This is a genomic window from Variovorax sp. efr-133-TYG-130 (genome assembly GCF_030208835.1).
Lineage (GTDB): Bacteria > Pseudomonadota > Gammaproteobacteria > Burkholderiales > Burkholderiaceae_C > Variovorax.
On record NZ_JARVTD010000003.1, the window covers coordinates 230,092 to 243,325 of the forward strand.

The 13,234-nt window shown below is 70.7% G+C and carries 15 protein-coding genes; 6 read left to right on the forward strand and 9 right to left on the reverse strand.

Annotated elements, in window-relative coordinates; translation table 11 throughout:
- The first annotated feature begins 27 nt into the window (after nucleotides 1-27).
- Entirely contained in the window at nucleotides 28-522 is a 495-nt protein-coding gene (locus QRN67_RS03210; protein WP_081271570.1) for an arsenate reductase/protein-tyrosine-phosphatase family protein, read from the forward strand.
- Here the strand turns inward: QRN67_RS03210 and QRN67_RS03215 are convergent.
- Genes QRN67_RS03215 through QRN67_RS03230 form a run of 4 tightly spaced genes read right to left on the reverse strand, consistent with a single transcriptional unit; the run spans nucleotide 519 to nucleotide 4,399 of the window.
- Nucleotides 519-1,637, reverse strand: coding sequence for an alginate O-acetyltransferase AlgX-related protein (locus QRN67_RS03215; protein ID WP_285410423.1), 1,119 nt, complete (start codon nucleotides 1,635-1,637; stop codon nucleotides 519-521). The genes QRN67_RS03210 and QRN67_RS03215 overlap by 4 nt on opposite strands.
- A 5-nt stretch (nucleotides 1,638-1,642) precedes the next feature.
- A complete protein-coding gene (locus tag QRN67_RS03220) occupies nucleotides 1,643-3,037 on the reverse strand; it encodes an MBOAT family O-acyltransferase (protein WP_285410424.1) in 1,395 nt (464 codons plus the stop codon).
- 7 nt (nucleotides 3,038-3,044) lie between these two features.
- Nucleotides 3,045-3,725, reverse strand: a complete 681-nt coding sequence (locus tag QRN67_RS03225; protein WP_285410426.1) for a cell division protein FtsQ — start codon at nucleotides 3,723-3,725, stop codon at nucleotides 3,045-3,047.
- Nucleotides 3,722-4,399, reverse strand: coding sequence for an SGNH/GDSL hydrolase family protein (locus QRN67_RS03230; protein WP_081271603.1), 678 nt, complete (start codon nucleotides 4,397-4,399; stop codon nucleotides 3,722-3,724). Before QRN67_RS03230 ends, QRN67_RS03225 begins: the two co-directional genes overlap by 4 nt.
- Before the next feature lie 194 nt (nucleotides 4,400-4,593).
- On the opposite strand from QRN67_RS03230, the gene QRN67_RS03235 reads away from it, so the two are divergent.
- The 3 genes from QRN67_RS03235 to QRN67_RS03245 are packed head-to-tail and all read left to right on the forward strand — an operon-like array spanning nucleotide 4,594 to nucleotide 6,937.
- Nucleotides 4,594-5,655, forward strand: coding sequence for a putative FMN-dependent luciferase-like monooxygenase (locus tag QRN67_RS03235; RefSeq protein ID WP_285410429.1), 1,062 nt, complete (start codon nucleotides 4,594-4,596; stop codon nucleotides 5,653-5,655).
- Nucleotides 5,652-6,314, forward strand: coding sequence for a CMD domain protein (locus QRN67_RS03240; RefSeq protein WP_285410430.1), 663 nt, complete (start codon nucleotides 5,652-5,654; stop codon nucleotides 6,312-6,314). Before QRN67_RS03235 ends, QRN67_RS03240 begins: the two co-directional genes overlap by 4 nt.
- Nucleotides 6,315-6,322: 8 nt before the next feature.
- Nucleotides 6,323-6,937, forward strand: a complete 615-nt coding sequence (locus QRN67_RS03245; RefSeq protein WP_285410432.1) for an alkylhydroperoxidase domain protein — start codon at nucleotides 6,323-6,325, stop codon at nucleotides 6,935-6,937.
- 3 nt (nucleotides 6,938-6,940) lie between these two features.
- Here QRN67_RS03245 and QRN67_RS03250 read toward each other — a convergent pair whose 3' ends face one another.
- The 5 genes from QRN67_RS03250 to QRN67_RS03270 form a co-directional block, all read right to left on the reverse strand.
- Nucleotides 6,941-7,147, reverse strand: coding sequence for a dodecin (locus tag QRN67_RS03250; RefSeq protein WP_081271565.1), 207 nt, complete (start codon nucleotides 7,145-7,147; stop codon nucleotides 6,941-6,943).
- Between the two features lie 72 nt (nucleotides 7,148-7,219).
- A complete protein-coding gene (locus QRN67_RS03255; protein WP_285410433.1) occupies nucleotides 7,220-8,383 on the reverse strand; it encodes a c-type cytochrome in 1,164 nt (387 codons plus the stop codon).
- A gap of 1 nt (nucleotide 8,384) precedes the next feature.
- Entirely contained in the window at nucleotides 8,385-9,194 is an 810-nt protein-coding gene (locus QRN67_RS03260) for an ABC transporter ATP-binding protein (RefSeq protein WP_285410435.1), read from the reverse strand.
- Entirely contained in the window at nucleotides 9,188-10,252 is a 1,065-nt protein-coding gene (locus QRN67_RS03265) for an ABC transporter permease (RefSeq protein ID WP_285410437.1), read from the reverse strand. The genes QRN67_RS03260 and QRN67_RS03265 overlap by 7 nt, the downstream gene beginning before the upstream one ends.
- 192 nt (nucleotides 10,253-10,444) lie before the next feature.
- Nucleotides 10,445-11,365: a LysR family transcriptional regulator gene (locus QRN67_RS03270; RefSeq protein ID WP_285410439.1), complete on the reverse strand. Its 921-nt coding sequence runs from the start codon at nucleotides 11,363-11,365 to the stop codon at nucleotides 10,445-10,447.
- 72 nt (nucleotides 11,366-11,437) lie between these two features.
- Here QRN67_RS03270 and QRN67_RS03275 point away from each other — a divergent pair, with 72 nt between their 5' ends.
- A complete protein-coding gene (locus QRN67_RS03275; protein ID WP_285410441.1) occupies nucleotides 11,438-12,097 on the forward strand; it encodes an HAD family hydrolase in 660 nt (219 codons plus the stop codon).
- Nucleotides 12,094-13,233, forward strand: a complete 1,140-nt coding sequence (locus QRN67_RS03280; protein WP_285410443.1) for a DSD1 family PLP-dependent enzyme — start codon at nucleotides 12,094-12,096, stop codon at nucleotides 13,231-13,233. Before QRN67_RS03275 ends, QRN67_RS03280 begins: the two co-directional genes overlap by 4 nt.
- Nucleotide 13,234: the final 1 nt, after the last annotated feature.

Here is a 13,234-nt window from a genome sequence, read left to right on the forward strand (position 1 = left end):
GGCGGCGCCTCGCTATAGTCAAGGGTCATGCAAAAAAGAATCGGCGTGGTCTTCGTCTCTCGGCGAAATTCACTGCGCAGCATCCTGGCGGAAGCATGCCTCTCTCACCTGGACCCCAAGCGGTTCTCGGTCTCTTCCTGCGGTCAGCCCGGGCATGTCGGGCGCGAGTTTCATCCCGCGGCCATCGGCGCGCTCCACAGCGCCAGCATTCCCGTTCCGCAGAGGCAGCCGCGCAGCTGGGACGAGCTGGTGCGGACCCACCCCTCCGGCGCGGATTTCGTCATCACCCTGGACGCGGCCACCGAGTCGCTGCAACCCCCGTGGCCCGGCCAGCCCGATGCGGCGCTGTGGTCCTACCCGGACGTTGCCGCCGAGACCGACCCCGAGCAGGTCGCTCATGCGGCGGTGCAGATGCTGTTCTCGCTGCGCCGCCGGCTCGAGCTGCTGGTGAGCCTGCCGATGCAGGGCGTCGACCGCGCGGCGGTGCGCTCCGACGTGCGCGACCTGGGCTACATGCGCTAGCGTCCGCGGCCCGCGAAGGGCTGGCGCATCCACTGCCGCTCGGCCTCCGTGATGGGCGATTCGAGCGCCCGTTCGGGCACTTCCCAGACGATGGCGCGCGGCGGGTTGTCCGCGAACGCCGGTCCCGGAAAGTAGCGCCGCGCGGCGCCGGAAAAATCGCCCCCGTCCATCGCGAAATCGGCGACCAGCGACTGGCCGGCGAGCTGAAGGAAGGGCAGGAAGTTGGCGCGCCGCGAGAACGAACTGCCGATCAGCACGATGGACGGCAGTGCGGTGTTGCCGAACAGGTCGGTGCTCTCGTTGCGCGTCTCGACGGTCGACTGCCAGCCGGTGTCGGGCGCGGGCTTCAGCGACGACGGCAGGCCGTCGATGCCCGCCAGGCGCACCAGGTCGCCCCATTCGGTGACGGTCTTGCGCGATGCGACCACGGAAGGCACCGGCGTGGCGTCGAGCACCTGCATGCGCCGAAGGCGCTCGGCCACGGCTTGCGCGCCCAGTTGGCTGCCGTGCTCGGTCCAGTGCGTGTCGGTTTTGAGGAAGGGCGCGGGCGTTGTACCTGCGAGCACCGGTGCCAGGTCGAGCACGGGCACGTTCGCGGCATCGAGCATGGCCGTCCATTCGCGCACACGGCCTTCGAGTTCGGGCGGGCGCCGCAGCCGGCCCAGGTGTTGGCTTTCGATCCGGCTCTTGTCGGGCACCACCACCACCAGCAGCGCCATGCGCCGTGCAGCCAGCGCGCGAGCGATGTCCGTGACGGTGGCGGCACGGTCACGCGCATTCGCAGCGCGGCCGGTGTGAACGCGCAGTTCCTCGTCGAGGAAGAGCCAGTCGCCTTCGCCCCGATGCACCTCCGCGCCGAGGTCGCCCAGCAGCAGCCAGCTTGCCTCGCGCTGGTAGCGCGCGAGCGTTTCGGTCAGCGGCGTCGTGACCAGCGTCTTCGTCAGCGCTCGCCGGGCTGCGGCATCGTCCAGCAGCGAAGCGTCGGCATGAGCCAGCGCGCCGGGCATGTTCGGCAAGCTCGCGACGAACGCTGCACCCAGCGACGCGACCAGCACGCCCGCCGTCATCCAGCGGAGCAGTCCACGCAGTCGCCGGTTGGTGCGCGCTGTTGCCATGCCGGTCAGAACTGGAAGTAGAGGAAAGGCACCGTGCCGCGGCTCGACACCAGCGCGAGCGAAAGCAGGAAACCGGCGATTGGCGCCAGCGTCGCGAGCACCGCGCCGCCATTGCCCGCGTGCCGCCGCGCGCCGACAAGGGCCGGCGCGAGCACCCAGGCGATGCCCAGCAGGTAGGCCAGCATCACCGGCGGCCGCAGCATGTTGGAAAGCGCCGCCCCCAGTGCCACGCCATGCGCGCCGAACTGGCCGGCCAGCATGTCGCAGGCGACCGCGAAGTCGGGCGCGCGGAACAGCGTCCAGCCCAGCATCACGAACAGCATGGTCGCGGCGTGCGCGAGCGGCGCGGGCAGGCCCAGCCCGCGCGCGCGGCACAGGTGCACCACGCTCAGGCCAATGCCCTGTGCCAGGCCCCAGTACAGGAAGTTCCAGCTGTCCGCGCCGTGCCAGAGCCCGCCGATGGCCATCGTCAGCATCAGGTTCAGCACCGTGCGCCGGGTGCCCTTGCGGCTGCCGCCGAGCGGCACGTAGAGGTAGTCGCGCAGCCAGGACGACAGCGAGATATGCCAGCGCCGCCAGAACTCCGCCAGGTTGCGCGCGAGGTAGGGCCGGTCGAAGTTCTCGGGAAAGCGAAAGCCCAGCATCGCGCCGATGCCGATGGCCATCGCGCTGTAGCCCGCGAAGTCGAAGAACAGCTGCAGCGTGTAGGCCAGGCAGCCGAGCCAGGCATCGGCCAGGCTGGGGTGCGCGGCCGAAAACACATGCTCCACCACCGGCGAGAGCGTGTCCGCCACCAGCACCTTCATCGTCATGCCGATCATGAAGCGGCGCGCGCCCGTGGCGAATGCCGACGCATGCACGGCGCGGTGCGCCAGGCGCTGGCGCACCCAGTCGTATCGGATGATCGGCCCCGCGACGAGGTGGCCGAACATCGCCAGGTAGGTCGCGAAGTCGATGGGCCGGCGCTCCGCCGGAAACTTGCCGCGATGCACGTCGACCAGATAGGAGATCGCCTGCAGCACGGTGAACGACAGCCCGATGGGCAGCGCGATGCGTTGCCATTCCACCGGCATGGCGCCAGCATGCGCCAGGGCCGCGTTGAAAGTCTCGACCACGATGTTGGCGTACTTGAACCAGGCCAGCACGCCGAGGTTCAGCACGATGAACGCCACCAGCATGCCGTGCCGCCCCGGCCCCGCGCGCTCGACCAGCAGCCCGCCCGCCCATGCCAGCGCGGTGAGCGCAATGAACAGCAGCAGGAACAGCGGGCTCCACCACCCGTAGAACAGCCAGCTCGCCAGCAGCAGCACGATGTTCTTCGCGCGCGCCGGCGTCAGCGCATACAGCAGCAGGAACGCCGGCAGAAAGATCGAGAGGAATTCGAGCGATGCGAAAACCACGGCCGGGTCAGCGCGCGATGCGGTCCTGCAGGCCCATGAGCCGGCTGCCCTTGCCGGCGGGAACGAGGAACACGCTGTAGCGCTGGCCCGCCTGCAGCGAGCCCAGGTCGACCGTGCCCTCGACGGGCTGGCCGTTGCAGGTGGCATGCACCGCCAGCTTCACCGGGTTGACGGCACGGCGCGCGCTGGCAAGCGCCGCCTGGTTCTCGAAGATGGCCGCGTTGCCGGTGCTGGCCAGGAGGCCCGCGGCGGTGCAGCGCGCGTCGGCGTTGTAGAACGCGAGCGAGGCGCGCAGGGGGTCGAAGCTGGGTGGCGGCTCGGTGAAGCTGGTGCCGGCAATCTCGCCGTTCGCGCCTTGCCACGCCAGCACCGACGCCGAGCCGCCCGATGGCACGCGCAGCGTGATGGCCATCTGCCGCTGGCCGTTTTTCCAGTAGCCGGTGACCGGCGCGTCGGAGCGCACGGGCTGGTAATCGGTGATGGGCGCAGAAGGCGCCACCACCACGCTCGCCTTTGCGGGGCCGCCGCTTTGCACCGTGAGCGCCTGCGCCCCCGCGTTGACGAAGCGCACCAGCGCCAGGTCTTGCGAGGGGCCCGTGTCATACAACTGGGGCGCGGCGCCGGCCACGGCGGGCAGCAGGGCGCCGAGCAGCGCATGGCGCCGCATCTTGAGAGCGGCGCGCCTCATGGCCGCGGGGTGCCGGCGGCAGCGGGCGCCAGGGGCAGCCGCGCGACGGCCTTGGCTATGGCGTCGCCCCAGGCGCGGTAGCCGCTCGCGTTGAAATGCTGCCCGTCGATGGTCGGCCACTGGCCGCGCGCGGACATCTCCAGCGAGTCGATGTAAGTGCAGGGCGCAACGTTGGTGGCGAGAAAGCGGCTCACCGTTTCGGCGCGTGCGTAGGTCTTGCCGTACTGGCCGCCTTCCTGGCCCCACGCGGGGCCGACCCAGGCGCACTTGGTGCCGGTGGCCGAAATCGCGCCGGTGAGCGCGCTCACCTGCTGCCAGACCCAGTTCATCGGAAAGTCGGCCTGCCGGTAGGCGGCCATGGTGTCGCCCAGCACGATCAGCACCAGATCGGGGTGCTCGGCCTTGATGAGTTGCGCGACCGCCGTCGTCTTGGCCCGGTTGCCGGGGCTCACGACCGCCGGCTTGTTGCCGATGCGTTCCGCGCTGCCGCAGGAGCCGGGCTTGGACACCGTCCAGTCGTAAGGCTGCACGCCGCACACGCCGATGGAATGCACCTTCGCGCCCTGGCGCTGGAGATCGTCGTGCAGCGACGACATCAGGTAGCTCGGCTGCGACAGATGACTGTCCCCGATGATGAGGATGGAAAGACCGGCAATTGCCGCTGCGAGTGCCACCAATATCCCTTTCGTTTTCAAGGCCGGAAAATGTACCAGCCCCGGCGGTCCATCGCCCGGCGGTCGAATCCGCGTTCAGTCCGTGCCACACCCCGGCATCGATGAAAAACACATAAGCAAACTCGAAATCAGGCGTTCCCGGCGGGGCGCTGCGCGGGCTCAATGTCGGGCTTTCCCGCTGCCGGCTTCGAATCTTGTCAGACCTTTCTTCCGGATTTCCCGCCCCACGGCGCCTGGGCTTCTTCAGCCGCGTGCTCGACGACACCACCGCCGCCGAGCGCTACCGGCTCGTCGCCGAGCAGATCGCGCACGCCGAGGCCCTGGGCTTCGACTCCGCGTGGGTGGCGCAGCACCATTTTCATGAGCACGAAGGCGGCCTGCCGTCGCCCCTGGTCTTCCTGGCCTACGTGGCCTCGCGCACCAGGCGCATCCGCCTGGGCACCGGCATCGTCACGCTGCCGCTGGAAAACGCGGTGCGCGTGGCCGAAGACGCCGCCGTGCTCGACCTGCTCTCCGGCGGGCGGCTCGAAGTGGGCGTCGGCACGGGCGGCACGCCGGAAGCCTTCGCGGCCTTCGGGCTCGACAGCAACGAGCGCTCCGCCATCTTCGCGCGGCAGCTCGACGCGGTGCGTGCCGCATGGGTGGGCCGGCCGCTGGCCGGCGGCGACACGCTGTACCCGCCGGGCGCGCAGTTGCCGGGGCGCATCTGGCAAGCGACCTTTTCTGTGAGCGGCGGCGCCCGCGCGGGGCAGGCCGGCGACGGCCTGATGCTCTCTCGCACGCAGCCGCGTCCCGGCCACGCGCCCGACGCGCCGCTTTCCGGGCTGCAGAACCCCATCGTCGATGCCTACCTGGCGGCGCTGCCGGTCGGCGTGGCGCCGCGCATCGTCGGCTCGCGAAGCGTGTTCGTGGCCGATAGCCGCCAAGAGGCGCTGCGGCTGGCCGACATCGGCCTGCGCCGCTCGGCCGCGCGCTTTGCCGCCTCGGGACAGGCCGGCCTGGCGGACCGCGCGGGGCCGGACGCGCCGCTCGAGGAACTGATCGCCGCCTACGACGTGCATGTCGGCTCGCCCGACGACGTGATCGCCTCGCTGCGCGCCGACAGCACACTCGACCGCGTGACCGACCTGGTCTGCCAGGTGCACCCGGTCGATCCGCCGCATGCGGCCATCCTGCGCTCCATCGAGCTGATCGCGACCGAGGTCGCGCCGGCGCTGGGCATCCATTCTTCATCCACGCTTCGCGAGACCGCATGAACGCCGTTGCTTCTCCTTCTTTGTCCTCCGACTCCGGCGCGCCCGAGGTGCCCGACGTGATCGACAGTCTTGTCGGCATCGCCCCGGGCCAGCATCTCGACCGCATCCGCCGGGGGCGCGAGCAGGCCCGCACCCATGCGCAGCAGAGCTATCTCTCGCTGTTCGCGCCGACACCGCCGGTGCCCGGCAATTTCGACATCGCCGACCGCTTCGCGCTCGCGGCCTTCGTGGCAGGGCTGCACGGCCATGCGGGCGTGGCGCGCTTCTATGCGGAACAACTGGCCGGCCAAGGCGCCCGCGCGGGGGTGGCCGATGCAATCGAGGCCGAGGTGCAGCGCGGCGCCGCGCAAGGCCCCTACGGCAGCTACCCGGCCGGCCCGCTGAGCGCGGAAGACAAGGCCGGCCCCTCGTATGCCGTGAGCGATGCGCACCGCGAGCTGCTGGGCGAACGGCTCTCGGCCGCGCTCGCGCATGCGCACCTGCTGGTGTTCCATCCGCGCGATGCCAGTCCGGCCGCCTTGCAGGCGCTGCTGGATGCGGGCTGGACCAGCACCGGCATCGTCACGCTGTCGCAGCTGGTGGCATTCCTCGCATTCCAGATCCGGGTCGTCACCGGCCTGCAGGCACTGGCGCAACGTCCCGCAACCTCCATCGACTGAGCCCGGCCATGAGCAACACCGAATCGACCCTGACCCATCCCGGCAACACTCACCCGAGCGTCTTCACCCAGGCGCAGCTCGAATGGCTGCCATGGCTGGAGCCGCTGCCCGAAGCCGAGCTGACCGAGCGCCACTTCGCCGGGCTGGTGGACGCGGCGCGCGCCAAGTCGCCTTACTTCCGGCTGCTGGCGCGCGACCCGGACATCCTCGGCGCGCGCACCCGCACCGACAAGGACATCTTCTACAACCCCGAAGCCGGCCTGCCGCGCGCGGAGCGCGAGCTGTCGGCGGCCGCGGCCTCGCGCTACAACGGCTGCATCTACTGCGCGTCGGTGCATGCGCGCTTCGCCTCGCATTTCTCGCACCGCGCGCAAGACGTGCAGCGGCTGCTCGACGAAGGCGTGGGCGCCGAACTCGGCGAGCGCTGGAATACGATCGTCGCGGCCTCCGTGGCGCTGTCGTCCACGCCGTCGGCTTTCGGCGTGGAACACATCGACCAACTGCGCGCGCAAGGGCTGGACGACCTGGCGATTGCCGACGTGATCCACGGCGCGGCCTTCTTCAACTGGGCCAACCGGCTGATGCTGTCGCTGGGCGAGCCGCAGGCGCAGACAGCAGCCTGAACGCTATTCCAGCGTGAAGCCGATCTTCAGCGTCACCTGCCAGTGCGCGACCTTGCCGTCGACCACGTGGCCGCGCGTCTCGGTCACGGTGAACCACTGGATGTTGCGCACCGTCTCGTGCGCCTTGGCGATGGCGGTCTGCACCGCGTCTTCGATGCCCGTCGGCGACGAGCCGGTCAGTTCGAGGGTCTTGTAGACATGGTTGGACATGGCGTTTCTCTCCTTGGTTGACTGAAGGTTGCGTGAAGCTTGCCGAGGACCATCGTAGTCCCGCGGCCCGGCTCAATGAACGAATCCGCCTTTCACGAAGCGCACGGGCTCGGCGTCCATGCGCGCGATGAGCGCGCCGAGGCCGTCGGGCGGCAGCGGAATGGGGCCGGGCGCGGCGCGGGCGGGCTGATCGGTGCGGCACAGCAGGTCGTCATCGCTCCATGCGCCCTTGCCGGGTTCGCCGCGCGCGCGCAGCCAGCCGTCGCGGTCGACGATCAGCTGCGTGCCCGCCAGCCGCGGCGTGGCGGCGATGAGTGAGAACGCATCCCAGGCGGTGGCCGACTCGGCGACGCAATCGCCCGCGTGCGATGCCGCGGCGGCGCCGTCTTTCGCCAGGAACACGGTGACGAGGCGCGGGTCGTCCTGCAGGGCTTGCCCGCCGGCCGCGACGATCCGAAGCCGCTGGCCGCGCCAGCCGCTCAGCATGCGAGGCGGCTTGCCGGCGCACTGCACGGCCACGTCGGGCGGCGAGATCGGCTGCGTCCACAGGCCGGCCGCGCGCAGGCTCTGGCCCGCGCCCTGGGCCTTCATGAAGTCGATGAGCGCCCAGGCGTCGTCGTCGCCGAGCCTGCTGCCGAAGGCAGGCATGGTGGGCGAGCCGCGCCGGTCGCGCATGCCGTGCAGCAGATGCCAGAGCACGTCGCCATCGGCGCGCCGCCACAGCAGCGGCCCGGCCAAGTTGGGCGGCCATACCGGCTGTGCTGCCGCCAGCGCGCCCTGGCCCAAGCCGTCGGCGCCGTGGCATGCCACGCATTGCGCCGCGAAGAGCACGCGCCCGCGCTCGATGCTGTCGGCCGTAAAACCGGTGGGCGAGCGCTGGAAGCTGGTCGGATACGCCGGCACCAGTACCACGTTGGCATCGGGCCACGGAGCCGCCACCCACAGCAGCGTGGTCGCGGCCAGCAGCCAGATGCGGCGGTGCCGCCACAGCAGCGCGAGCACCAGCAGCAGCAAGGCCGCCGCGAGCACGACCACGGTGAGCCCGAGCCTGCGCGCCTGCCCGAGGTCGATGAGCAGGTTCTCGCCCGACAGCCGGTGCGCCCACGGCCACGCAGGCTCGCCGTGGACCTGCGCCACGAGGCCCAGCGCGTCCAGCAGGCGAAGCAACTGCAGTTGCGCGCCCTGGAGCAGGCCGATCAGCAGGTTGAGCCAGCCGGCCTCGGGGGATGCGTTCATGTCACCACGTGGCGTCGAGTCCCAGGTGCTTGAGCGCCTCGTGCCGCAGCTCGGCCAGCCGCGGATCGCCGCGGTGGCGCGGGTAGGGCAGGTCGACCACCAGCTCCGCCGCGATGCGTGCGGGCCGGTCGCTCAGCACGATCACGCGGTTGGCCAGGAACAGCGCCTCTTCCACGTCGTGCGTCACCAGCAGCGCCGAGAATCCGGCGCGCTGCCACAGGTTGACCAGCTCGCTCTGCATCGCGATGCGCGTGAGCGAGTCGAGCTTGCCCAGCGGTTCGTCGAGCACCAGCAATTGCGGGTCGTTGACCAGCGCGCGGGCCAGCGCCACGCGCTGCGCCATGCCGCCCGAAAGCTGGTGCGGGAATGCCTTGGCGAACTCTGTCAGGCCCACGAGCTTGAGCGCCTCGTCGACGCGGCCGCGCTGCGCCTTCAGCACGCCGCGCGCCTGCAGGCCGAGCGCCACGTTGTCCCACACGCTGCGCCAGGGGTAGAGCGTGGGGTCCTGGAACACGACGATGCGCGACGGGTCGGGCCGCGTGATCGGCGCACCGTCCTGCGTGATGCTGCCCGTGGTGGCGGGCTCCAGCCCGGCCACCAGCCGCAGCAGCGTCGACTTGCCGCAGCCGCTGGGGCCCAGCAGCGCGACGAATTCGCCGGGCCGCACCTGCAGGTCGATGCCGTCGAGCACCTGCAGCACGCCGCCCGACACCTCGAACCAGTGGCTCACGCCCTGGATGCCGATGTGCGCGCCGCCCGTGGCGGCGGCCTGCGAGGCTGAGGGCGAGGGCGAGGTCAGCGTGCTCACCATTTGACGGTTCCTTTCTGCCACGACAGCACGCGGTCGCGCACCTTGAACAGCAGCGTGATCAGGCCCGAGCACAGCACCGCCATGACGAACAGCGCCGCGTACATGTTGGCGTAGGCGGCCCAGCCTTGCGCCCATTGCAGATACCAGCCCAGGCCGGCTTTCACGCCCATCATCTCGGCGGTGATCAGCACCGAGAAAGAAGCGCCCAGCCCCATGAAGAGCCCGACGAACACCTGCGGCAGGGCCGCCGGAATCGCCACGCGCAGCACCAGGAAGCGCTCCGACGCGCCCAGCGTGCGCGCCACGTCGTAGTAGCTCTTGCCGACCGATGCCACGCCCGACCAAGTGAGCACCGCCACCGGAAAGAAGGTCGCCAGGCCGACCAGGAACACGGCCGCCGAATAGCTCGAAGGCGCGAAGAAGAACGCCAGCGGCAGCAGCGCCGATGCCGGCACCGGCCCCAGGAAGCGCAGCAGCGGATGCACCCAGTACCCCGCGATGCGCGACCAGCCGACCGCCACGCCGGTGCCGAAGCCGACCAGCGCGCCGAGCACGAAGCCGTTGGCCAGCAGCCGCAGCGAATACGCGGTCGACAGGCCCAGCCGCTGCCAGTCTTCGAGCACCACGTCGATCAAGCTCTGCGGCGGCGCGAAGAAAGGCGAGGGCAGCAGGCCGAGCTTGGCGGTGAGGGTTTCCCACAGCGCGAGCACCACAGCCAGCGCCACCAGCCATTGGCCGGCGGGCCGCAGCGCCCGTGCCACCCGGCCCGCGCGCGCGCCGAGCACCGAGATGGCAAGCAGCAGCGCGGCCACGACGAGCGCGGCAACGCCGAACTCGCGGGTGAAGGCCCAGTCGGTGAAGCCCGCTTCCTTGTTGGGCCAGAGCAGCGTGAGCAGGCCCAGCGCGACCCAGGCGGCGGCGGCCAGCAGGCCGGTCGCCCAGGGGCCGGAAGGCGCCGCGGCGGCTTGGGACGGAGCGGCCTGTGCGGTCGTGGTGACGGGGGCGGCCGGTGCGCGCGGCAGGCGCGGCGCTTCGAGGAACTGTTCTGCCGTGGTCATGCGAGCCCGTTCTTGGCGGTTGCGGCGCCGGCCTGCAGCAGGCCGCGGCGCGAGGGCGGCAATGAATCGAGGGGAACAGTCATCGGGGCTTCTCCACCGGAAAAATTGGAAGCGCCGAGTGTTGGCGCGCGGGGCGCGCGCTGCCAACGAATGAATGCGGCTATGGATATGCGCAGAAGAGAGAAGCCGCCTTCAGCGCTGGCCGTCGCCGAAGCTCTCCACCAGGAAATCGACGATGGCCGCCACCCGCGCCGTACGCCCCTTTCGGGTGGGTACCAGCAGCGTGACCGGCGCACTGTCGAAGTGCCAGCCGGGCAGCACGCGCACCAGCGTGCCGCGCGCCACCGCGTCGGCCGCATCCCATTCGGAGCGCAGCACCAGGCCCATGCCCTGTTCGGCCCATTGCCGCGCCACGCCGCCGTCGTTGGTCACGTAGGCCGGCGACACGCGCAGGGTTTCGCGGGCGGCGGTGCGTTTTCCTTCGGCGGCATCGGGGGCCGGTCGCACATGCCAGAGCGTGACGTCTTCGTCGTTCTCGCGAATGCAGATGCAGGCATGCGTGAGCACGTCGCGCGGCGTGCGCGGCTCGCCGTGCCGGCGCAGGTAGGCGGGGCTGGCGCACAGCCAGCGCTCGTTGGCGCTGAGCGTGCGCGCCACCCATGACGAATCGCGCACCGTGCCGATGTGGATCACCGCGTCGGCATCGTGCCGGTCGGGCCACGGGGTCTCGCGCAGGTCGAGCTGCACCCGCAGGCCCGGGTGCAGCCGGGCGAAGCGCGCCAGCATCGGCGCCACGTACTGGCGGCCGTAGCCGAAGGGCGCGGCGATGCGCAGCGTGCCTGTGAGCCGCTGGTCGTCGCGCTGCATCGATTCGCGCAGGGCCTCGATCTGGCCGAGCAGCGCGGCGGCCTCGCGCGCGAAGCGCTCGCCCTCGGGCGTGAGGCTCAGGCGGCGCGCGGTGCGGCTGGCCAATGAGAGGCCGAGCGTGGCTTCCAGCTTGCGCAGCCGCATCGACAGCGCGGGCGGCGTGACGTCGAGCGCGCGTGCCGCGGCGCTCAACGACGGTTCGCGCAGCAGGGCGGCGGCGAGCTGCATGTCCTCGATCTGGATCATTAAATTGCGCTTAACGATTGATGAGCCTGCATTGAAGCACAGCAGCAGCCTTCGAACGTACAGTCCGTGGCCATGCAAACACCCATCGCCCCGCCGCGCTACCCGCGCGCCGTGCTGTTCGACCTGCTCACCGCGCTGCTCGATTCCTGGACCGTCTGGAACGCCGCGGCCGGCTCGGAAGAGAAGGGGCGCGCATGGCGCGCCGAGTACCTGCGCCTCACCTACGGCTGCGGCGCCTACGTGCCCTACGAGCAACTGGTGAAAGACGCGGCGCGCAACACCGGCATGGCCGGCACCGCGCCCGACGCGCTGGAAGCCCAATGGGACACGCTGCCCGCCTGGGACGGCGCGCGCGAGCTGCTGCAGGCGCTGAAACCGCACTGCAAGCTGGGCGTGGCCACCAATTGCTCGCGCCGGCTGGGCCATCGCGCGGCGGCGCTGCTGGGCATCGAGTGGGATGCCGTCGTCACATCGGAAGAGGCCGGCTTCTACAAACCCGATCCGCGCCCGTACCGCATGGCGCTCGAGCGCATGGGTGTCACACCTCGGGAGACGGCCTTCGTCGCCGGCTCGGGCTACGACATGTTCGGCACTTCGGCGGTCGGCCTGCGCACCTACTGGCACAACCGCGTGGGGCTGGCGCTGCCGCAGGGCGCGCCGGCACCGGAACTGCAGGGCCCGACGCTCGCGCCCGCGCTGCAGTGGCTGCAATCCTTCACGAACAACGCATGACCATGGACACGCTCCAAACCATCGACACCCCCGCGGCCGTCGTCGAACAGTCCCGCATGCGGCAGAACATCGCGCGCATGCAGCAGCGCATGGACGCGCTCGGCGTGCGCTTCCGGCCGCACGTCAAGACCACCAAGTGCATCGAGGTGGCGAAGGCGCAGCAGGCGGCGGGCGCGCGCGGCATCACGGTGTCGACGCTGAAGGAGGCCGAGCAGTTCTTCGCCGCCGGCTTCAGCGACATCCTCTATGCCGTGGGCATGGCGCCGCACCGGCTGCCGCATGCGCTGGAACTGCGCCGGCGCGGCTGCGCGCTGGGCATCATCACGGACGGCATCGAGTCGGCACGGGCCATCGCGGATTTCGGCCGCGCCAATGGCGAGGCCTTCGACGTGCTGATCGAGGTCGACACCGACGGCCACCGCTCGGGCATCAGGCCGGAAGAAGACCGTTTGCTGGAGGTGGCCCGCGTGCTGCACGACGGCGGCATGCGCCTGGGCGGCGTGATGACGCATGCCGGCTCCAGCTACGACTTCGACACGCCGCAGGCGCTGCGCGCCGTGGCCGAGCAGGAGCGCGCGGGCTGCGTCCGCGCGGCGCAGCGGCTGCGCGACGCGGGGCTGCCGTGCCCGGTGGTCAGCGTGGGCTCCACGCCCACCGCGCTGATGGCGCAGACGCTCGACGGCGTGACCGAGGTGCGGGCCGGCGTCTATGTGTTCTTCGACCTGGTGATGCGCAACGTCGGCGTGTGCAGCGAGGAAGACATCGCCTTGAGCGTGCTTACCACAGTGATCGGCCATCAGCCCGAAAAAGGCTGGGCCATCCTCGATGCGGGCTGGATGGCCATGAGCCGCGACCGCGGCACGCAGAAGCAGAAACAGGACTTCGGCTTCGGCCAGGCCTGCGACCTGAACGGCCGGGTGCTGGACGGCTATGTGCTCGGCGGCGCGAACCAGGAGCACGGCATCCTGTCGCGCCAGGGCGAGCCCGACGCCGGCATTGCCGCGCGCTTTCCCATCGGCACGCGGCTGCGCATCCTGCCGAACCACGCCTGCGCGACCGGGGCGCAGTTTCCGCAATACCAGGCGCTATCGGAAGACGGAACCCTGCAGCCCTGGGGGCGTTTCCACGGCTGGTGAT

Coding starts and splice junctions, on each gene's coding strand:
- QRN67_RS03210 (WP_081271570.1), top strand. CDS start 28: ATGCAAAAAAGAATCGGCGTGGTCTTCGTCTCTCGGCGAAATTCACTG.
- QRN67_RS03215 (WP_285410423.1), bottom strand. CDS start 1,637: ATGGCAACAGCGCGCACCAACCGGCGACTGCGTGGACTGCTCCGCTGG.
- QRN67_RS03225 (WP_285410426.1), bottom strand. CDS start 3,725: ATGAGGCGCGCCGCTCTCAAGATGCGGCGCCATGCGCTGCTCGGCGCC.
- QRN67_RS03240 (WP_285410430.1), top strand. CDS start 5,652: ATGAACGCCGTTGCTTCTCCTTCTTTGTCCTCCGACTCCGGCGCGCCC.
- QRN67_RS03245 (WP_285410432.1), top strand. CDS start 6,323: ATGAGCAACACCGAATCGACCCTGACCCATCCCGGCAACACTCACCCG.
- QRN67_RS03250 (WP_081271565.1), bottom strand. CDS start 7,147: ATGTCCAACCATGTCTACAAGACCCTCGAACTGACCGGCTCGTCGCCG.
- QRN67_RS03255 (WP_285410433.1), bottom strand. CDS start 8,383: ATGAACGCATCCCCCGAGGCCGGCTGGCTCAACCTGCTGATCGGCCTG.
- QRN67_RS03260 (WP_285410435.1), bottom strand. CDS start 9,194: ATGGTGAGCACGCTGACCTCGCCCTCGCCCTCAGCCTCGCAGGCCGCC.
- QRN67_RS03265 (WP_285410437.1), bottom strand. CDS start 10,252: ATGACCACGGCAGAACAGTTCCTCGAAGCGCCGCGCCTGCCGCGCGCA.
- QRN67_RS03270 (WP_285410439.1), bottom strand. CDS start 11,365: ATGATCCAGATCGAGGACATGCAGCTCGCCGCCGCCCTGCTGCGCGAA.
- QRN67_RS03275 (WP_285410441.1), top strand. CDS start 11,438: ATGCAAACACCCATCGCCCCGCCGCGCTACCCGCGCGCCGTGCTGTTC.
- QRN67_RS03280 (WP_285410443.1), top strand. CDS start 12,094: ATGACCATGGACACGCTCCAAACCATCGACACCCCCGCGGCCGTCGTC.